A 19,029-nucleotide genomic window follows, 5' to 3' on the forward strand; every position below is an offset into this window, starting at 1 on the left:
GTCCTTCTTACTCGGCCTTGCCGGCCGCCGGCGCGGGCTTGGCCTGCGCAGCCTTCGCGGCCGCCTGTTCGGCCGTCACGCCCTTGGCCGGCGCGCCTTCCTTGACCTTCTGCAGGCCTTCGACGATGACCTGGTCGCCGGCCGTCAGGCCGTCGGTGACTAGCCAGTTCGCGCCGATGGCCTGCTGGGCGGTGATGTTCTTGCGTGCGACGTTGCCGTCCTTGCCGATCACCATCGCGTACGCGCTGGCGGTGTCGCGCTGCACCGCACCCTGCGGGATCAGGAACGCGCCTTTCTGTTCGCCCAGCGTGGCGCGCAGGGTGACGAACGTACCCGGCAGCAGCGTGCGGTCGGGGTTCGGCACCGTGGCGCGCAGCGAGACGCTGCCGGTGGCCGGATCGACGACGGTGTCGGAGAAGTCAAGCGTGCCGGTCTGGTCGATGGCCTGGCCGTCGGGCAGGAGCACCTGCACCGTGCGCTGGCCGTCGCCGGCCAGCTGCACTTTGCCGTCGCCCTGCGCCTGGCGCAGGGTCTGCAGCTCGCTGGAGCTCATCGAGAAATTCGCGTACAGCGAATCGATCTGGTCGATGGTCGTGAGCAGCGTGGCGTCGCCCTGGCCGACCAGCGCGCCCTCGGTGACCTGCTGCTTGCCGGCACGGCCGGAGATCGGCGCGGTGACCGAGGCGTAGCCCAGGTTGATGCGGGCGGTCTGGACATTGGCGCGGGCCTGCTGCACGGCGGCGGCGGCGCTGCGCTCGGCGGCTTCGGCATTGTCCAGGTCGGACCGGGAGACGAACTTCTGCGGCGCCAGCTGGCGCGCGCGATCCGCTGCCACCTTCGCATTCGCGTAGGTGGCCTGCGCCGAGGCCAGGGTGGCCTGCGCCGCACTCAACGACGCCTGCAGGGGGGCGGGATCGATCAGGAACAGCACCTGGCCTTCCTTCACGTCGCTGCCTTCCTGATAGACGCGCTTCTGCACCACACCGGCGACGCGGGCGCGCACGTCCGAGCTGCGGTACGGCGACAGGCGGCCCACCAGGTCGCGCTGCAGGGGCACGTCCTGCGGCGTGGCGCTCACCACCACCACTTCGGGCGGCGGCATCTGCTGCGGTTCGGGCTTGCTGCAGGCGGCCAGGATCGCCAGCAGGGCGCTGGCAAGGACGAGGGAGCGGACGGGGGAGGTCATGGGGAAACTCCGTTTCTTTTTCTTGTAGACGCGGGAAGGGAATGCGATGAGCGGATGCGCCGTCCGGCAGGGACGTCGGGACGTGCGGCAGCAGGAGTGTCCGGGGCGGGCGCGAAGGCGCGCAGGAAGGTGTCGATCGAGAACTCGGCCCAGCGGCGGCGCGCACGGTCGCCTGCACGGTGGGGCACACCTAAACGCTGCCGGTCGAAGTCCATTCCCACGATCATGCTGAGCAGCAGCTCCGCGGCGTAGTGCGGATCGTCATGCCTCAGCTGGCCCTGATCCATCGCATGCTGCAGCCAGGCGGCGAGGCGCTGGACGAGAGTATCGCAGGCTTGCTGGTAGAGATCGCGCGCTTCATCGGGAAATTGGTGCGCTTCGGCCGTCATCAGGCGGCTGGTCGCCACGATGGCCGGATCGCACAGGTGCCGCAGGTGTTGCGTGGCGAAGGCCAGCAGCGCGGTACGCGGATCTTCCACCGCCGGCGAAAGGCGCGCGGTGGCCAGGTCCTGGTGTTCGGCGATCACGCTGCGCAGCAGTTCCTGCTTGCTGCCGAAGTGGGCGTACAGCGTCTGCTTGGAGCAGCCGGCACGCGCGGCAACGCTGTCCATGCTGATGCGGAAACCCTGCTCGGCCATGAGCTCGCGCACCGCCTGGTGGACGCGGGCGCGACGCAGGTCGGGCGCGGAAGGGGTGGGGGAGGCTCGCATCGGACTGGACTATACCGTCCAGTTCAGAATTTTGACAGGCTTGAAAACACGGCATTTCCGTGCACAAAGCCGGCGGCGGCACTTGTGAAGAATGCGTGACGAGGTGGCGCGCTCTTCCGTGCGCTGCCGAATGTTGGGGTGGTTCTCGTCGATCCGCCGAATGGCATCCGGATCGCCGCTGCGTTCGGCTCGCGCTAGACAATCGCTCGCGCGATTGCAAGCGATGCCAATGCCGCCTCGCAGCAAGTTTTGTCATGGCGTCGGGAGATACAATGACCATTCGACTACCAATTGTTGAGTCACTTCCTGCATGAACGCTGCGCGCAGCCCGAAAAAAGCCTCCAAGAAAACGTCCAAACCGGAAGCCGGCAAGGCCACCACATCGGTGAGCCCGAAGGCGACGCCCACCCGAAAGGTGGCTGTCCGACCGGACAAGGCGGCGAAGGCCGCGGGGGAGAAAGGCAGGCAGCTGGCGAAGGCGGGCGAGGCGTTCTCGCTGTCGCCCATCCTCGATGCGATCCGCAAGCGCGTATCCGGTGCCGCCGCGCAGGCCGAGGCGCGCACCTTCGCCGACGCGTTCTACAAGCGCATGGAAGAAGACGAGTATCCGCACCACAGCGCCGACGGCTGGGCCGCGATCGCCGCCGACACGTTGGCGTTCGCGCGCAACCGCAAGCCCGGCACCGCCAACGTGCGCATCTTCAACGCGTCGCTGAAGTCGCACGGCTGGGAATCCCCGCACACCGTGCTGCAGATCATCAACGACGACATGCCGTTCCTGGTCGATTCGGTCAGCATGGCGCTGGCGGAGATGGGCGTGGGCGTGCACGTGCTGGGCCACCCGCTGGTGCGCTTCACCCGCGACAAGGCCGGCAAGGTCACCGCGGTGGGCGATGGCAAGCACGAGTCGCTGATGCTGCTGGAGATCGACCGCCTGCCGCCGGAAGAGATGGCGCAGGTCGAGAAGCGCATCCGCAACGTGCTGGAGGAAGTCCGCGCCATCGTGCGCGACTGGTCGAGCATGCGCGAGAAGATGCTGGCGCTGGCCGACGACATGGCCACCCGCCGCATGCCGGTGGACGACGACGGCCGCCGCGAGGCGCAGGAGTTCCTGCGCTGGGCCGCCGCCGACCACTTCACCTTCTTCGGTTACCGCGAGTACCGCGTCGAGAAGCGCACCGGCATCCTCGCCGCCGTCGAGGACAGCGGCCTGGGCCTGCTGCGCGAGGGCGACACCACGCCGCCGCGCAACATCAAGACGCTGGCCGCGCACTACCTGCCGCAGGGCGGCTCGGTGGATGCGCTGATCCTCACCAAGACCAACCGCCGCTCCACCGTGCACCGCCCGGGCAACATGGACTACATCGGCGTGCTGGAGTTCGACGCGCAGGGCAACCCGATCGCCGAGCAGCGCTTCATCGGCCTGTACACCTCCAGCGCCTACAACCGCCGCCCGTGGGAGATCCCGCTGGTGCGCGAGCGCCACGAGTACGTGATGCAGAAGTCCGGCCTGTCGCCCAGCGGCCACAGCGGCAAGGCGCTGCGCCACATCCTGGAGACGCTGCCGCGCGAGGAGCTGTTCCAGTCCAGCGACGAGGAACTGTTCCGCACTTCGATGGGCATCCTGGGCCTGCAGGAGCGCGTGCGCAGCAAGCTGTTCCTGCGCCGCGACCGCTACGGCCGGTTCTACTCGGCGCTGGTCTACATCCCGCGCGAGCGCTTCAACACCGACGTGCGCCTGCGCATCGAGTCGCTGCTGAAGGACGCCATGCGTGGCGAGTACGTCGACAGCAGCGTGCTGCTCGGCGAGTCGCCGCTGGCGCAGCTGCACATCACCATCCGCCCGAAGGCCGGTGAACAGGTCGAAGTGGACACCTCCGCGCTGGAAGGCGACATCGCCCACCTGCTGCGCAACTGGCAGGACGACCTGCGCGAAACCCTGATCGGCCGCCACGGCGAATCCAAGGGCCTGCTGCTTGCGGGCGGTTACGGACGTGCGCTTCCCGCCGGTTACATCGAAGTCGTCTCGCCGGAGGGCGCCGCGCGCGATGTCGAACATCTCGCCTCGCTGTCCGGTGCCAACGACCTGCGCCTGAGCCTGCACGAGTCGCGCCGCAAGCGTCCCGGCCAGGGCCGCCTGCGCCTGAACCTGTACCGGCAGGAAACCGACATCCCGCTGTCGGACGCGCTGCCGCTGATGGAGAACATGGGTCTGCGCGTGATCTCCGAGCATCCGTTCCGCCTGGAGACCGCACAGGGTGCGCGCTACATCCAGGAGTTCGAAGTCGAAGCGGTGAGCGGTGCGTTCGATGTGGAACGCCTGGCGCCCGCGTTCGAGGACGCGTTCGCCCGTGTTTGGCATGGCGACGCCGAGAACGATGGCTTCAACCGGTTGGTGCTCGGCGCCGGCCTGGCCTGGCGCCAGGTCGCCGTGCTGCGTGGTTACTGCAAGTACCTGCTGCAGACCGGCGTGCCGTTCTCGCAGAGCTATGTCGAGGAAACCCTCAACCGCTATCCGTTGCTTGCCCGCCTGCTGGTGGAACTGTTCGAGGCCCGCTTCGATCCGGCGACCGGCAGCGAGAGCAAGGCGCAGGTCAAGGAGGGCCAGGAGCGCTTCGCCGCGCAGCTCAAGCCGTTGGCAGGGAACGACGAGGCGGCGCAGAAGACCTTGGCCATGCTGGTCGAGGCGCGCGGCGGCAAGCGCGAGCAGCAGGTCGATGCGGCGCACCAGTCGCTGCTGAAGCTGATGGACCGGGTGTCCAGCCTCGACGAGGACCGCATTCTGCGTGGCTTCATGGGCGCGATCGAAGCCACGCTGCGTACCAGCTTCTACCAGGTCGGCAAGGACGGGAAGCCGGCGCACACGATCAGCTTCAAGTTTGATTCGGCCAAGGTGCCTGACCTGCCCAAGCCGCGTCCGTACCGCGAGATCTTCGTGTACGGCCCGCGCGTGGAAGGCGTGCACCTGCGCTTCGGGCCGGTGGCCCGTGGCGGCCTGCGCTGGTCCGACCGCCGCGAGGATTTCCGTACCGAAGTGCTGGGCCTGGTGAAGGCGCAGATGGTGAAGAACACGGTCATCGTGCCGGTCGGCGCGAAGGGCGGCTTCTTCGTCAAGCGTCCGCCGGTGGGCGGCGACCGCGATGCGGTGCTGGCCGAAGGCATCGCCTGCTACAAGCTGTTCATCCAGGGCCTGCTGGACATCACCGACAACATCGTCGGCAACAGGATCGTGCCGCCGGTGGACGTGGTGCGCCACGATCAGGACGATCCGTACCTGGTCGTCGCCGCCGACAAGGGCACGGCCACGTTCTCCGACATCGCCAATGGCCTGGCCATCGCGCACGGCTTCTGGATGGGCGATGCGTTCGCGTCCGGTGGTTCGGTCGGCTACGACCACAAGGGCATGGGCATCACCGCCCGCGGCGCCTGGGAGTCGGTCAAGCGCCACTTCCGCGCGATGAACCGCGACAGCCAGGCCGAGGACTTCACCTGTGTCGGCATCGGCGACATGTCGGGCGACGTGTTCGGCAACGGCATGCTGCTGTCCGAGCACATCCGCCTGCTGGCCGCGTTCGACCACCGCCACATCTTCCTGGACCCGAATCCGGATGCGGCGAAGTCGTTCAAGGAACGCGACCGCATGTTCAAGGTCCCGCGCTCCAGCTGGGCGGACTACGACAGCAAGCTGATCTCCAAGGGCGGCGGCATCCATCCGCGCAGTGCCAAGTCCATCGAGATCACGCCTGAAGTCCGCACCGCGCTCGGCATCGCCGACGGCGTCAAGGCGATGACGCCCAACGAACTGATGAGCGCCATCCTCAAGGCGCCGGTCGACCTGCTGTGGAACGGCGGCATCGGCACCTACGTCAAGGCGGCCAGCGAAACGCATGCCGATGTCGGCGACCGCGCCAACAACGGCCTGCGCGTCGACGGTCGCGAGCTGCGCTGCAAGGTGGTGGGCGAGGGCGGCAACCTGGGCCTGACCCAGCTGGGCCGCATCGAGGCCGCGCAACATGGCGTGCTGCTCAACACCGACTTCATCGACAACTCCGCCGGCGTGGATACCTCCGACCACGAGGTGAACATCAAGATCCTGCTCAACGGCGTGGTGCAGGCGAAGAAGCTGTCGATGGACGCCCGCAACAAGCTGCTGGCCGACATGACCGGCGAAGTGGCCGAGCTGGTGCTGTGGGACAACTACCGCCAGAACCAGGCCATCAGCCTGATGGAGCGGATGAGCGTGTCGCGCCTGGGTTCCAAGCAGCACTTCATCCAGACGCTGGAATCGCAGGGCCTGCTGGATCGCCAGATCGAGTTCCTGCCGTCGGACGCGGAGCTGGCCGAGCGCAAGGCGCGCGGCCAGGGCCTGACCCGTCCGGAACTGTCGGTGCTGCTGTCGTACGCCAAGCTGGTCGCGTTCCAGCAGTTGCTGGAATCGGACATCCCCGAGGATCCGTACCTGTCCAAGGAGCTGCAGCGCTACTTCCCGCAGCCGCTGCAGAAGAAGTACGCCTCGGAGATGGAGAAGCACCGCCTGAAGCGCGAAATCATCGCCACGGCCGTGACCAACACCACCATCAATCGCATGGGCGCCACCTTCCTGCTGCGCATGCAGGAAGACACGGGCCGCTCGCCGGCGGAAGTCGCCAAGGCCTTCACCATCACCCGCGAAACGCTGGATGCGCGGGCGCTGTGGAACCAGATCGATGCGCTGGACGGCAAGGTGCCGGAGTCGGTGCAGATCGATGCCCTGCAGGTGATCTGGCAGGTGCAGCGCAACTTCACCCGCTGGCTGCTGACCCGGCAGGGGCCGATCCCGGCGATCGCCACGGCGGTGGAGCGTTACCACGACGGCTTCAACGAGATCCGGGCCGCCGACGGTGTGCTGCCGGATTCGCTGCGCCCGGCGTACAACGCCAGCCTGCAGGCGTGGAAGGACAAGGGGCTGCCTGTGGCCTTGGCCGGCCAGATCGCGGCGCTGCCGTACCTGGAGCCGTCCTGCGACATCATCGAACTGGCCCGTGCGCGCAAGCTCAAGCCGGTCGAAGTGTCCAAGGTCCACTACCGCCTGGGCGAAGCGCTCCACCTGCCGTGGCTGCAGGACCAGATCGAAGCCCTGAAGGTGGACGGCCGCTGGCACGCGGTCGCCCGCGGCGTGCTGCGCGACGAACTGGCCGCCCACCAGCGCACGCTGGCCAACCAAGTGCTGTCGCTGCCCGGCGGCCATGCCGATGCCAAGGTCAAGGCCTGGCTCGGCCGCGATGACGCCGCTCTGCGCTTCACGCTCAACATGCTCAACGAGCTGGCGGCGCAGAAGACGCTGGACTATCCGACTGCGTCGGTGGCGGTGCAGCGGTTGGGGCAGCTGGCTTCGCAGGGCTGATTGTCATGATCCCGCGTTGAAAAGAGGCGGCCTGCGGGCCGCCTCTTTTTTGGCCGCCCTCCATGCTTGCCACCCGGTGGGCAAACGCTGGGCGTTGTCAAAAAGCGCTCCCGGCGTTTTTTTCTGTACGCTGTGCGAGCCAGATGATGGAGCCACGGATGTCCGACCCGCGCATCGCCTTTCTCGCCAGCCCGACGCCCGAAGCGCAGGACGCGCTGGCCACGCTGCGGCGTGAGCATGGGGCGCATGCCCCCGACCAGGCCGACGTGCTGTGCGCGCTGGGCGGCGATGGCTTCATGCTGCAGACGCTGCATCGCCACGGTGCACTGGGCAGGCCGGTGTTCGGCATGAAGCTGGGAACGGTGGGCTTCCTGATGAACCACTACCGTTCGGACGGTCTGGTCGAGCGGATCGCCGCCGCGGAGCCGGCCAAGCTGCGTCCGCTGGAAATGCAGGCGCTCACCGAGTCCGGTACCACTACGTCCTCGCTGGCCTACAACGAAGTGTCGCTGCTGCGGCAGACGCGGCAGGCGGCGCATATCCAGATCGACCTCAATGGCGAGACCCGTCTGGACGAACTGATCTGCGACGGCGTGCTGACCGCCACGCCTGCGGGCAGCACCGCCTACAACTTCTCGGCGCACGGCCCGATCCTGCCGCTGGGCTCGCACACCATCGCGCTGACCCCGATCGCGCCGTTCCGGCCGCGCCGCTGGCGGGGCGCCATCCTGAAGGCGGATACCGAGGTGCGCTTCCGCGTGCTGGACCCCTACAAGCGCCCGGTCAGCGCCACCGCCGACTCGCACGAAGTACGCGACGTGGTGGAAGTGACCATCCGCGAATCGCGCGACCGCACGGTCACGCTGCTGTTCGATCGCGAGCACAATCTCGAAGAGCGGATCCTCAGCGAACAGTTCATGACCTGAGACGCGGTGCGTCGATGGACGCCGGGCTTCGCCGCAGTGCGGCTTGCCGCCTCATGTCACACATGTTATCCAGCGCCCCGTAGCGGTTCGGTTCGCATCCACCCGGGGAGGGGTCACGATGCCATTGAAGTGCGCGTGGGCGCTGTGCGCCTTGCTGGCGGTGGCCGATGTGACGGCCTGCAACCTGTCGACGGGCATCACCGCGTTCGCGAAACGCGGCGACGCGCCCGCGGTCGACGACACCGGCCTCAAACCGCCCGTGCTGGAACTGGTCAGCCTGACGCGCGGGGTGGACGGTCGTGCCTCCTGCGATGCCAGCGGCCTGCTGACGCTGAGTGTGGAATGGCCGCGCGGCACCGACTACAAGCTGCGCGAACTCGGCTTCGAGTTCCGCGTGGTCGGCGACGACGCCCTGGCGATCTTCCCCGACCAGCCGGTGGCCGGACGCGTGGACGGACGGCGCAGTGAGTTCGTGTTCCTCTGGCAGGACGGACCGCCGGCCGTGCAGGCGAACATCGACCTGGTGGTGGAAGTGCGTGCGGTGACCGCGGACAACCGCCGCGGGCCGCCGGCGCAACTGCGCATCGCGGCCGCACCGGGAAGCTAGCCGTCTCGCCTGCTGCGCCATGGATCGCCGATACTGTGCGCATGGCCGACAACACCCCCCGTTTGCTCACCGTCGCGGTCACCTCGCGGGCCCTGTTCGATCTGGAAGAGAGCCACGCGCTGTACGAGCGCGAGGGCGTGCAGGTCTACAGCGATTTCCAGCGCCACCACGAGGACGACGTGCTCGCGCCCGGCATCGCGTTTCCGGTGGTCCGCAAACTGCTGGCGTTGAACACCGGCGCGCCGGCCGAGGCGCCACGCGTCGAGGTGATCCTGCTGTCGCGCAACTCCGCCGACACCGGGCTGCGCATCTTCAATTCGATTCAGCACTACGGGCTGGGCATCGTGCGCGCCACCTTCACGGCGGGCGAGCCGACCTGGCCCTACGTCAAGCCATTCGGCACCGACCTGTTCCTGTCGGCGAATCCCGAATCGGTGCGGCGCTCGCTGGAGCACGGCATCGCGGCGGCCACCATCCTGCCGGCGGGCGCGCCGCAGTTGCGGCACGAGCACCAGCTGCGTATCGCCTTCGACGGCGACGCCGTGATCTTCGGCGACGAGAGCGAGCGGATCTCGCGCGAGCAGGGCGTGGAAGCGTTCGGCAAGCACGAGCAGGCGCGCGCCCGCGAACCGCTGTCCGGCGGGCCGTTCCGCAATTTCCTGTCGGCGCTGCACCAGCTGCAGCAGGTGTTCCCGGCCGACGAACGCTCGCCGATCCGCACCGCGCTGGTCACCGCGCGGTCCGCGCCGGCGCACGAGCGCGTGATACGCACGCTGCGTGAATGGGGGGTGCGGCTGGACGAGGCGCTGTTCCTGGGCGGGCGCCACAAGGGGCCGTTCCTGGAGGCCTTCGGCGCCGACATTTTCTTCGACGACTCGCAACACAACATCGACAGTGCGCGGCATCACGTCGCCGCCGGTCACGTTCCGCACGGCGTCGCCAATCCGTGACGCCTGTCCCGCTGGGCCTGTCCGGGCGCCAGAGGGCTCCCCGATAGGTACAGGCACAAGCCGCTCCGCAGCCGCGCGGAGCATGGGGGGAGCGTGTCGTGTGCCTGGAAGAGCGCGAAGGTCGCCTGCATCTGGTCCATCGCCGGCGTGAATGGGGCAGCCAGCGGATCATGGAGGAGAAGATCTACGACCTCGAACTGCCGGCGGCCGGTTCTCGCGTACTCAAGCACGGCGGGGAAGGGCCCGACTTCTGGGCCTACGTCGACAGTGGCCGCCGCCTGCACTACGTGAGCTACTGGCTGCCCAACAAGATCCGGGTGATGCGCCGTCCGCGAGCGGAACAGGAGGACCTGCAGGTGCTGTCGCCGCACTATGCGCGCATCGGCCCGCGGCTGTACTGCCGGGGCGCGTGGGTGCCGGACGCCGACGCCGAGCACTTCCAGCTGGTGCCGGAAACCCGCTTCGCCCACGACGGCGAGCGCATCTACGCGTTCACCATCACCGAGGGGCTGGATATGCTGGAGGATGCCGCGTGGCCGCTGCACTTCCTGCGCCGCTGCGAGCATTTCGCCGACCGCCGCGATTTCTACTGGCAGAGCAGCTGGACCAAGCGGATCGAGCGGGTGAGCGGATACACCCGGATCGACGCGTACGAAAAGAAGAGCGTGCTGCAGGCCCACCTGTGGGGCGATACCGATCCGCAGGATGACGCGGAAGAGGCGGCGCGCGCGGACGTGCTCGACGGCGTGCGCACGGTGGCGGACCTGTTCCGGCTGGCGCTTCCGGATGCTGGCGTGCAGTGGGCCGGCGCGGCCGCCGCCCACGCCTGAGGCGCGTTGCCCGGGCTGGGATCAGAGCGGCAGGCGGATGTCGGTCAGCCGCCAGCGCAGGCCCTGCCGGGTGAGCACGAACACCACCGGATCGCCGTCGCCGTCATGCACGGTGGCGGTGAAGCGCGACAGCGATTCGTAGCGGTGCTCGGCCTCCTTCAGCGGCTCGGCCGGCACGGGTGGCGCATAGGTATCGCCACCGACCGTCTCGCCGATCGCGCGCTTCCACGTCGACCGTCCCTGCAGGATGGCGGCGATCCCCATCGGCGTGACCAGGGTGTCAACGCCGCGTCCGAGTACCTGGTTGGCCAGCGACAGCGCGGCCGCGCCGAACAGGTTGGATGCGACTTCCGGCCCGGCCCGGCGCGCCAGGTAATCCTCCACCTGCGCGCGCAGGTTGACCCGCAGCGCGGGGAAATCCACGTGCTTCTGCAGCCTGGCCGTGTCCTGTTCCGCCAGCGCCGTGCGGATGCCGTGCAAGGCGAGATAGGGTCCTGCGACCACATACGTCGCCAGGCCCAGCATAAGGGCCAGCAGTACACCGCCGACGAGCCACTTCTTCATCCGTGCCATCTCCGGGTCAGAATTCCAGTTCCAGCGCTGCGCACAGGTAGTCGACGAACGGCCCCAGCGTCTTCAGGTCGGCGGCCACGGTCTGGCGCAGGCGCGGCCCGGTCATGGTGGCATCGTCCAGCGGGCGCCAGAACACGAAGTTGCGGTGCTTCAGGTCGTCGATGAACGCGAAATCGGCCGGGAAGCCGCGCGGCGGCCGCACCAGCTTCTCGCTCTCCTCGAACTCGAAGCGACGCCGGAACGCGGGGTCGTGTGCGGCCTTCTTCCAGCTGCCCGGGTTGTCGAGGATGAACTGGCGGACGCGGCGCTGCGTATCCGGTTCCGGATGCCAGAGCCCGGCGCCCACGAAACATTCGCCCGGTTGCAGGTGCAGGTAGAACGACGGGGCGGGCACCTGCCGGTGGCGCTCGTGGTACAGCCGCGCACCCTGCCAGGACTTGTACGGGGACTTGTCGTTGGAGAAGCGCGCATCGCGGTAGATGCGGAACAGCGAACCGCCGACGGTCTTGGGCTCGGAGCGGAAGTGCAGGCTGACCGCCGCGAGGTCCGGCTGCAGGTCCGTCAGCAGGCGCAGGAACGGTTGCCGGACATGGTCTTCGTACTGCGCCTTGTGGTCGGCGAACCAGGTCTTGTCGTTGTGGCGCGCCAGCCCGCGCAGGAACTTGAAACTGGCATCGGAGAAGTAGGTGGCCATGGTCGCCATTCTAGACACGCCGGTGTCATGGAACCGGCAAGATCGCCCTCGACCTGCCGTTACAGGCTGGCCTGCAGGTCGTCGCGCCACTGCTGGATCTTGTCCAGCAACGCCAGTTTGTCGGTGCTGCCGGCCTGCGTGCGCCGCAGCTCGGCCACTTCCGCATCGAAGCGCTCGAAGCTGTATTCGGACAGCCCGCTGTCCGTGGCCAGGCGCTGGCGCCGGTAGTCGTCCCAGCGCTGGCGTTCGCCGGCGGACAGGCTGTCGGGCCAGTTGCGCGCGCGATAGCGGAACAGCAGTTCCGGCAGCCGCGCATCGCGGAAGCCGAAATCGCGCTGGCCCAGCAACGCGGGCGGGGTGGTGCGCACGTCGGTGAAGCGGCGCTTGTCCGCGTCGGCCAGGAAGCCGTCGTAGAGCGATCCGTCCACATCGCCGGCCTGGAAAGCGCGTTCAGCGGCGAAGACCTGGCGCACTTTCTCGGCCAGTTCGGGACCGGCTTCGCGCAGGATCGCGGCGTGGCGCTCGCAGCGCACGGGATCGATGCCCAGCCGGTCCAGGTCGGCGGGGCGCAGGTGCGACCACGCCACCAGCGCCGGTGCACGGTTGAGGTGGACTTCCTTCAGCGGGATGCGCTGTTCGCCTTCGGGAAGGTCGGCGGCCGGCGTGTAGAGCCGGTCCGCGATATCGTCCGGCGACATCGACAGCAGCGGCGCCGGATCGCTGTCCAGGTCGAACACCACCACGCGGTTGTCGATGCGCGGATGCCGGGTCAGCGGCAGCACCGGTGCGGCACACAGCCGGTGCGCGGGATAGCGTTGCGAGACGTGCAGGACCGGCAGCATGGCGATGGTGTCGAGCAGCCGTGCGGCGAAGCGCTTGTCGCGCAGCTGCAGCGCGTAGTCCCACAGGCGGGGTTGCGCCTGTCGCATCAGCCGCGCCAGACCGATGGTGGCGAACACGTCCGACAGCGCCTCGTGCGCATCGCCGTCGCGTACGCGGTTGGCCAGCGCGAGATGCTCCAGCTTGAACGAGGTGGCGCCGTCCTCGCGCTTCGGCCAGACAATGCCGTCCGGCCGCAGCGCATGCATCAGCCGCATCACGTCCAGCAGGTCCCAGCGCGAGTTGCCGCCGCGCCATTCGCGCTCGTAAGGCTCGTGGAAATTGCGGAACAGACCGTGGCGGACGAACTCGTCGTCGAAACGCAGGCTGTTGTAGCCCAGCGTGCAGGTTTCCGGCCGGCCCATGTCGTCGGCGATGCGGGCGAAGGCCTCGGCCTCGTTGACGCCGTCACGCAGCGCCTGCTGCGGGGTGATGCCGGTGATCAGCGTGGCGATGGGCGAGGGCAGCAGGTCGTCGGCGGGCTGCACGAAAAAGCTGATCGGTTCGTCGATGACGTCCAGCGCCGGCGTGGTGCGCACCGCCGCGAACTGCGCCAGGCGGCTGCGCCTCGGGTCGGCGCCGAAGGTTTCAAGATCGTAGAAGAGAAAGGTGCCCGCCATGCGTAGTCCTTCGTCGGCACGTCATTGTGCCGGGCCGTTGTGGCGGCATCGTTGAACGCGCGCCGGAGGGTGGATCGAGGCGCCATCGTGGAAGTGGACGCTGCCGGCCATGGCGGTCACCTGTCAGTGGGCCGTCGCCGCGGCGTCTGCGAGGATCGGCAACCGCTCGCGCACATCCGCATCCACCGCCGCCCAATCGATGCCGTCGAGCGACGCCCGGCCTGCGGTGTGCCGCACCAGCAGATCGCGCTGCACGTGGCTGCGGTGCTGCGCCAGCGCGTAGGGGATGCGCATGAAGCTGACCATCGTGTAGTGCGGGACGAAGCGCTGCGGGTGGCGTTCCTGCAATGCCAGTTCCAGTTCGCGCTGCAGCAGGAAGCCGCTGTCGTCGACCTTGTCGCGCATCTCCACGTAGTTCTCCAGCGCCATCTCCTGGATCGCCAGCGCATTCGGCTTGCGCTCGGCCTCGAACGCGGCGAAGGCGGCGGCCAGGTCGTCCGACGCCAGCAGGTGCCGCGACAGCGCCACGCAGTCCTCGAAGGCACAGTTCATGCCCTGGCCATGGAACGGGACCATGGCGTGGGCCGCGTCGCCCAGCAGTACCGCCTGGCCGCCGAGATGCCAGCGGTCAAGGTACAGCGTGGCGAGCAGACCGGTGGGGTTGGTCTCCCAGTCTTGTTCGAGCTCGGGGATCAGCGGCACGGCGTCAGCGAAATCGCGCAGGAACAGCGCCTTTGCGTCTTTTCCCGTGCGTACGCTGGCGAAGCTCGGATCGCCGTGATTGGGCAGGAACAACGTCACCGTGAACGTGCGCTCATCGTTCGGCAGTGCGATGCACATGTAGTGTCCGCGTGGCCAGATATGCAGCGCATTCGGTTCCATCATGAAATCGCGGTCGGCCGATGGCGGGATTTCCAGTTCCTTGTAGGAATGGTCCAGGAACTCCGTACGCTCGCCCAAATCCTCGCGTCGCTGCATGGCGCCGCGCAGTGACGATCCGGCGCCGTCGGCACCGATCAGGGCAGTGAAATTCACGGCATGCACGCTGCCATCCTGTTCGTCGCCGAACCGGACGGTATGCGCATCGAAGTCCACGGTGTCCAGCCGGCGATGGAAGTGCAGGGTCGCACCCGCGCGCTCGGCCAGGTCCAGCAGGGTGATGTTCAGATCGCCACGATGGATGGACCAGATGACCTCCGAGTCGTCGCGCCCATAGCGCTGCAGCTGCAGCCGCCCGTCGAGGGCGTGCACCATGCGGCCGCGCATCATCACCGCCTGCCGCATCACCGCATCGTCGGCGTCGGCCATCCGCAGCGCGTGGCGGCCGCGCTCGGTCAGCGCCAGGTTGATCGAACGCCCGCCGGCATAGCCCTGCACGCGCGGGTCGCCACGCTTCTCGAACACGTCCACCCGCCAGCCGGCGCGGGCCATCAGCGTAGCCAGCAGCGCACCGGCGAGCCCGGCGCCGATGATGGTGATCGAGCGAGTGTTTTTGATTGTGTCCAACGCTTCTTTCCGTCATCCCCGCGCAGGCGGGGATCCAGTGACTCTGCTCTGACCGGTGATGTCAGGCCAGAGATCGTTCCAGTAGGGATTTGACTCTTCGATCAGCCTCATCTTCCATATCCGGTTCCACTTCTTGATTCGCTTCTCGCGCGTGATGGCCGCTTCCATGGTCGGATGTAATTCGTACCATACCAGCCGGGTTACGCAATGTCGGTGGGTAAATCCGGGTACAGCATGCGTACGGTGTTGCCAGATACGTCCGACCAGATCACTGGTAACCCCGACGTACAACGTGCCGTTCGTGCGGCTCGCCAGGATGTAGGTTGCCGGCTGCTTTTCCATAAGCAACTCCATTGAAGCAACGACACTGGGTCCCCGCCTGCGCGGGGACGACGATTCACTGGCGTGCGATCAGAACCCCCGCCACGTCTCGACTTCCTCGACGAAGCGGTGGACGTCCATGTAGCGGTTGTAGAGCGGAGCGGGCGAAATGCGGATCACGTCCGGTTCGCGCCAGTCGCCGACGACGCCCACCGACAGTAGGTACTCGAACAGCTCACGCCCGCGCTCGCGGCCACCACTCACGCGCAGCGACAGTTGTGCGCCGCGCTGGGTGGTGTCGGCGGGCGTGATGATCTGTAGTACGTCCGACAGCCGCGTCTGGATCAGCGCTTCCAGCAGCCCGGTGATCTTCAGCGATTTGGTGCGGATCGCGTCCATGCCGCCGGCCTTCTCGAACAGTTCCAGCGAGGCGCGCAGCGGCGCAAGGCCCAGGATGGGCGGATTGCTGAGCTGCCAGCCCTCGGCGCCGGGCGTGGGCACGAACTCGGGCGCCATGCGGAAACGGGTTTCCTTTTCGTGGCCCCACCAACCGGCGAAGCGCGGACGGTCGGTGTGCGCATGCCGCGCGTGCACGAAGCAGCCTGCGACCGCGCCGGGACCGGAGTTCAGGTACTTGTAGTGGCACCACACGGCGAAATCGACCCCGCTGTCGTGCAGGCGCAACGGCAGGTTTCCGACCGCATGCGCGAGGTCGACGCCGACGATGGCGCCCTGCGCATGGCCAAGGCGGGCGATCTCGGCCAGGTCGAAGGCCTGTCCGGTGCGGTACTGGATGCCCGGCCACAGCACCAGCGCCAGGCGCGGACCGTGTGTGGCAATCGCGCGCTCGATGGCGGCCATCGACAGCGTGCCATCGGGCTGGTCCGGTTCCACTTCGATCAGGTCGGTCGCCGGGTCGAAGCCATGGAAGCGCACCTGCGACTCCATCGCATGGCGGTCGGACGGGAATGCGCCGGCTTCCATGAGGATCGCCGGCCGTTCTGCCGTGGGACGGTAGAAGCTCACCATCATCAGGTGCAGGTTGGTGGTCAGCGTGTTCATCGCCACCACCTCGGCCGGCTCCGCACCGACCACGCCTGCCAGCGAATCACGCACCAGTTCGTGGTAGGTCATCCACTGCGCGTTGCCGGTGAAATGACCCTCGACGGCTTCGGTGGACCACTTGTCCAGCACTTCGTTGATGTACGTGCGCGCGCCCTTCGGCTGCAGGCCGAGCGAGTTGCCGCAGAAGTACACCTGGTCGTTGTGCTTGTGGCGCGGGATCAGGAACTCGTTGCGCAGCGTGCGCAGCGGATCGGCGGCATCGAGGGCGATGATGTGGGTGCGGGACAGCGGGTCGGTCATGGAGTGGAATCTGGGAATGATCAGTGGGCTGTAGGAGCGACGTGAGTCGCGACCATGGAGTGTCGGTGGAGATGACGCCGGATGGGCTGGTTCCCCAGGAAGATACTGAAGGCCTTGGCAACACTGTGCCGTGCGGTCGCGACTGACGTCGCTCCTACAGGAGGCGCCATCACAAAAACCTCGACGCCGGCAGACCCAGCCATTCCAGCGCGGTGCCGTGGTACAGGCGTGCCTGCTGCACCTCGTCCAGGCCCAGCGCGGCGATGCCGGCGCCGGGTTCCTGTTCGCCCAGCGGGAACGGGTAGTCGGTGCCGAGCATGACGCGGGTGTGGCCGACGGTGTCGAGCAGGTAGCGCAGCGCGCGCGGATCGGCGACCCAGGAGTCGAAGTACACGCGGCCCAGATAGTCGCGCGGATTGCGATGGTTGTCGGTGGCCACCAGGTCCGGCCGCATGTTGAAGCCGTGCTCGATGCGGCCGATGGTGTACGGGAAACTGCCGCCGCCGTGGGCGAAGCAGACCTTCAGCTGGGGCAGGCGTTCCAGCACGCCACCGAAGATCAGGCTGCAAGCGGCGCGCGACTGCTCGGCCGGCATGCCCACCAGCCAGGGCAGCCAGTACTTGGGCATGGACGCCGCGCCCATCATGTCCCAGGGATGCACGAGGATCGCCGCGCCCAGTTCGCTGGCGGCCTGGAAGAACTCGAACAGCTCCGGCGCGTCCAGGTTCCAGTCGTTGACGTGGCTGCCGATCTGCACGCCCTGCAGGCCCAACTGGTCCATGCAGCGTTCCAGTTCCTGCACGGCCAGCCGCGGCGACTGCAGCGGCACCGTGCCGATCCCGGCATAGTGGCGCGGATAGTCGCGGCAGGCGGCGGCGGTATGGTCGTTGAGCGCCTGGTGCAGTTCCAGCGCGTGATGCGGCTTGGCCCAGTAACTGAACATCACCGGCACCGTGCTGATCACCTGCACCTGCACGCCGAACTGGGCGTAGTCGGCGATGCGCTCCTCCGGGTCCCATGTCTTGGGCCAGATCTCGCGGAAGAACTTTCCGTCCTTGTAGATGCGGTGGCGACCGTCGTCGCCGTGGTGGATCACCGGGAAGCGCAGGTCGCCGTACTTGGCCGCCAGGTCGGGCCAGTCGCGGGGTAGGAAATGCGCGTGGGTGTCGATTTTCAGCATGGAGAGAATGCGGGTGTCATGGCAGATAGCGGTCGATGTCCAGCGCGCCATGGAAGACACCCACGATGTACACGATCCGGTTGTCTGCCTGGTGCAGATAGGCGATGCGGTAGTGCCCGTACAGCAGTACGCGCAGGTCTCCGTCGGCTTCCGTTCGCAGACGCGCGCCCATGTCGGGGAAGTGCTGCAACTGTCCAGCCCGGTGCACGATGCCGTCCACTACCTTGGTCGCCGCGGAAGGATCGTCGGCGGCGATGTACCCGTGGATGGCTTCCAGCCACGCCAACGCCTCGGTCGACCACCTCAGCTCCGCCACGAGCGGATTCTTTCCAGCGCCTGATCATGGCGGACCGTGCGGCCAGCGCGCACATCGGCCAGGCCGCGCTCCAGCATCCGTTCGAAGGCCAGTTCGCGCAGGATTTCCTCGTAGCTGGCATCGTCCGGTTGGGCCTCGATGGCGTCGCGCAGTACCGACTTGGGCGTGCGGGCAGGAGCGGCGGGTGGGTTCATCTGCGTTGCTCCGGTGGGCCGGGAGTTTTGGGGATTCTACTGCGGTCGGTGCCACATCGACGCGGGGTCTCATTGGCGGAGAAGCGCAGGCGTGCCACTGTCGTCGTTCAGGTTCTCAAGCGGCGAGGTCATGCCTGCCCCCGATCAGCCATTGCCGCGGTTGTAGCAGGACGCGGGTGACGAAGCTGTTCCCTGCGTCGATCCGGGCGCGCAACTCGTCGCGCGCATAGACCGTGGGATTGACCTGTCGACCCAGCCGTTCGGCCACCGGGTGCAGGGCCAGCATCACCTCGGCGTAGGCCAGCTCATCGGCGATCACCATCAGGTCGATGTCGCTGCGGGCCGTGTCGTTGCCCTTGGCGACCGAGCCGTAAAGAAACGCAGCGTGGATGCGGTCGGCCAGCGGCGCCAGCGCTTCGCGCAGCGGCTCGGCCAGGCCGAAGGTCTTGCGGACGATGGACACCAGTTCGTCGTGGATCGGCGCGTCGGGGTTGGCGCGGTAGCGCTTCTGGTTGCCGACGTGCTCGACGGTCAGCAGTCCGCTGCCGGCCAGGCGGGCCAGTTCGCGCTGGACGGCGCCGCTGCCGGCGCCGGTGGCCTGGATCAGCTCGTTGACCGCATAACTGCGTCCCGGCTCGCCGAACAGGCAGGCCAGCACGCGTTGCTGCGTGGTGGTGAACAGGGCGCTCGACAGGCTGGCGGTGGCGTAGCGCGCGGCCGCTTCGCTCACCTTGCCGGATCGGGAAATGTCGTTCATGCCCATATCGGGCACGATAATGCCCAGATTGG

At 67.6% G+C, this 19,029-nt stretch carries 17 protein-coding genes; 5 read left to right on the forward strand and 12 right to left on the reverse strand.

Going from position 1 to position 19,029, the window contains the following annotated elements; all coding sequences use genetic code 11:
- Positions 1 to 7: 7 nt before the first annotated feature.
- Together MMG85_RS00315 and MMG85_RS00320 are read right to left on the reverse strand one after the other, a co-directional pair.
- On the reverse strand, positions 8 to 1,186 hold the full coding sequence (locus MMG85_RS00315) for an efflux RND transporter periplasmic adaptor subunit (protein WP_241043995.1): 1,179 nt from the start codon (positions 1,184 to 1,186) through the stop codon (positions 8 to 10).
- On the reverse strand, positions 1,183 to 1,896 hold the full coding sequence (locus tag MMG85_RS00320; protein ID WP_241043996.1) for a TetR/AcrR family transcriptional regulator: 714 nt from the start codon (positions 1,894 to 1,896) through the stop codon (positions 1,183 to 1,185). The genes MMG85_RS00315 and MMG85_RS00320 overlap by 4 nt, the downstream gene beginning before the upstream one ends.
- A 469-nt stretch (positions 1,897 to 2,365) precedes the next feature.
- Between MMG85_RS00320 and MMG85_RS00325 the strand changes: the two genes are divergently transcribed.
- The 5 genes from MMG85_RS00325 to MMG85_RS00345 all read left to right on the forward strand — a co-directional run bounded on the left by MMG85_RS00325 (position 2,366) and on the right by MMG85_RS00345 (position 10,592).
- Entirely contained in the window at positions 2,366 to 7,279 is a 4,914-nt protein-coding gene (locus tag MMG85_RS00325; protein WP_345778828.1) for an NAD-glutamate dehydrogenase domain-containing protein, read from the forward strand.
- A gap of 158 nt (positions 7,280 to 7,437) precedes the next feature.
- A complete protein-coding gene (locus tag MMG85_RS00330) occupies positions 7,438 to 8,205 on the forward strand; it encodes an NAD kinase (protein WP_241043999.1) in 768 nt (255 codons plus the stop codon).
- Positions 8,206 to 8,323: 118 nt separating this feature from the next.
- Positions 8,324 to 8,812: a hypothetical protein gene (locus MMG85_RS00335; RefSeq protein ID WP_241044002.1), complete on the forward strand. Its 489-nt coding sequence runs from the start codon at positions 8,324 to 8,326 to the stop codon at positions 8,810 to 8,812.
- A 41-nt stretch (positions 8,813 to 8,853) separates the two neighbouring features.
- Positions 8,854 to 9,762: a 5'-nucleotidase gene (locus MMG85_RS00340; protein WP_241044005.1), complete on the forward strand. Its 909-nt coding sequence runs from the start codon at positions 8,854 to 8,856 to the stop codon at positions 9,760 to 9,762.
- Between the two features lie 98 nt (positions 9,763 to 9,860).
- The gene (locus MMG85_RS00345) at positions 9,861 to 10,592 is read left to right on the forward strand and encodes a DKNYY domain-containing protein (RefSeq protein WP_241044007.1); all 732 of its coding nucleotides are present in this window, start codon (positions 9,861 to 9,863) and stop codon (positions 10,590 to 10,592) included.
- 21 nt (positions 10,593 to 10,613) lie between these two features.
- On the opposite strand, the gene MMG85_RS00350 is transcribed toward MMG85_RS00345, so the two are convergent.
- The 10 genes from MMG85_RS00350 to MMG85_RS00395 all read right to left on the reverse strand — a co-directional run bounded on the left by MMG85_RS00350 (position 10,614) and on the right by MMG85_RS00395 (position 18,997).
- Positions 10,614 to 11,156: a DUF2939 domain-containing protein gene (locus MMG85_RS00350; RefSeq protein ID WP_241044009.1), complete on the reverse strand. Its 543-nt coding sequence runs from the start codon at positions 11,154 to 11,156 to the stop codon at positions 10,614 to 10,616.
- Between the two features lie 16 nt (positions 11,157 to 11,172).
- Positions 11,173 to 11,859, reverse strand: a complete 687-nt coding sequence (locus MMG85_RS00355; RefSeq protein WP_241044010.1) for a DUF2461 domain-containing protein — start codon at positions 11,857 to 11,859, stop codon at positions 11,173 to 11,175.
- Positions 11,860 to 11,918: 59 nt separating this feature from the next.
- Positions 11,919 to 13,358, reverse strand: coding sequence for an exodeoxyribonuclease I (gene sbcB / locus MMG85_RS00360; RefSeq protein WP_241044011.1), 1,440 nt, complete (start codon positions 13,356 to 13,358; stop codon positions 11,919 to 11,921).
- 123 nt (positions 13,359 to 13,481) lie between these two features.
- A complete protein-coding gene (locus MMG85_RS00365; protein ID WP_277399672.1) occupies positions 13,482 to 14,864 on the reverse strand; it encodes an NAD(P)/FAD-dependent oxidoreductase in 1,383 nt (460 codons plus the stop codon).
- A 12-nt stretch (positions 14,865 to 14,876) separates the two neighbouring features.
- Positions 14,877 to 15,206 carry a GIY-YIG nuclease family protein gene (locus MMG85_RS00370; RefSeq protein WP_241044013.1) on the reverse strand — a complete coding sequence of 110 codons (330 nt, stop codon included), beginning with the start codon at positions 15,204 to 15,206 and terminating at the stop codon, positions 14,877 to 14,879.
- Positions 15,207 to 15,275: 69 nt separating this feature from the next.
- Positions 15,276 to 16,550, reverse strand: coding sequence for a kynureninase (gene kynU / locus MMG85_RS00375; RefSeq protein WP_241044015.1), 1,275 nt, complete (start codon positions 16,548 to 16,550; stop codon positions 15,276 to 15,278).
- 169 nt (positions 16,551 to 16,719) lie between these two features.
- Positions 16,720 to 17,730: an amidohydrolase family protein gene (locus tag MMG85_RS00380; protein WP_241044016.1), complete on the reverse strand. Its 1,011-nt coding sequence runs from the start codon at positions 17,728 to 17,730 to the stop codon at positions 16,720 to 16,722.
- A 16-nt stretch (positions 17,731 to 17,746) separates the two neighbouring features.
- A complete protein-coding gene (locus MMG85_RS00385) occupies positions 17,747 to 18,046 on the reverse strand; it encodes a type II toxin-antitoxin system RelE/ParE family toxin (RefSeq protein WP_241044018.1) in 300 nt (99 codons plus the stop codon).
- Positions 18,034 to 18,240 (reverse strand): hypothetical protein, encoded by a 207-nt coding sequence (locus MMG85_RS00390; RefSeq protein WP_241044020.1) that lies wholly within the window; start codon positions 18,238 to 18,240, stop codon positions 18,034 to 18,036. Before MMG85_RS00390 ends, MMG85_RS00385 begins: the two co-directional genes overlap by 13 nt.
- Positions 18,241 to 18,355: 115 nt before the next feature.
- Positions 18,356 to 18,997 carry a nucleotidyltransferase domain-containing protein gene (locus tag MMG85_RS00395; RefSeq protein WP_241044021.1) on the reverse strand — a complete coding sequence of 214 codons (642 nt, stop codon included), beginning with the start codon at positions 18,995 to 18,997 and terminating at the stop codon, positions 18,356 to 18,358.
- Between the last annotated feature and the right edge of the window lie 32 nt (positions 18,998 to 19,029).

It is taken from the genome of Pseudoxanthomonas sp. LH2527, assembly GCF_022539275.1.
Classification (GTDB): Bacteria; Pseudomonadota; Gammaproteobacteria; order Xanthomonadales; family Xanthomonadaceae; genus Pseudoxanthomonas_A.